The sequence below is a fragment of the Taklimakanibacter deserti genome (genome assembly GCA_003574785.1).
The window spans coordinates 1-606 of record QORU01000063.1 but is presented as its reverse complement, the minus strand read 5'-3'; the positions used below and the strand labels follow the sequence as shown (position 1 = coordinate 606).

Here is a 606-nt window from a genome sequence, read left to right as displayed (position 1 = left end):
GAGATCATCGACCCGGACAGCATCCGGGCGCGCTACGTGGCGCCCATGGTGGAGAGGCGCACCGGCAAGGTGAACGAGCTGACCGCCGAGGCCATCGTCCAGGACGGCGTGGTGGTCGGCACCCTGCCGAGCATCACCACCGGGGCCGGCAACGTGCTGGCGATCACCGGCTACACCGACAACGGTGACGGCACCTACACGGTGGATTACAGCTACACGCTCAACAGCAACAAGATCCACGAGCAGCCGGACGACGACACCGAGCTGTTCCAGAACTTCGCGGTCAGCGTGACGGACAACGACGGCGACACCGCCAGTGGCACGCTGACGGTGGAGATCCTCGACGATGTGCCCACCGCCGAGGACGTCGGCGCCGAGCTGGGCGAGGGCGTCTACGACGCCATCACCGGCAACGTGATGACCGATGGCACCCCGGATACCGAAGGCGCCGATAGCGCCCGGGTGACCCAGGTGGTGGTCGGTGACAACGCCCCGGTCCTGGTCCCCGAGAGCGGCACCGTCGAGGTGGCCGGCGAGTACGGCGTGCCGAGAAGATCCTGGTAGCGGTGGGCGGCTGGCCCTTCGTGCCGGAGTTCCCGGGCAGCG

General features: G+C 68.3%; 1 protein-coding gene. It reads left to right on the top strand.

From position 1 onward, the window contains the following. The coding region (locus DS839_RS35950; RefSeq protein ID WP_162919027.1) for a hypothetical protein at positions 1-564 on the top strand (564 nt) is incomplete at its 5' end. Positions 565-606 lie beyond the last annotated feature (42 nt).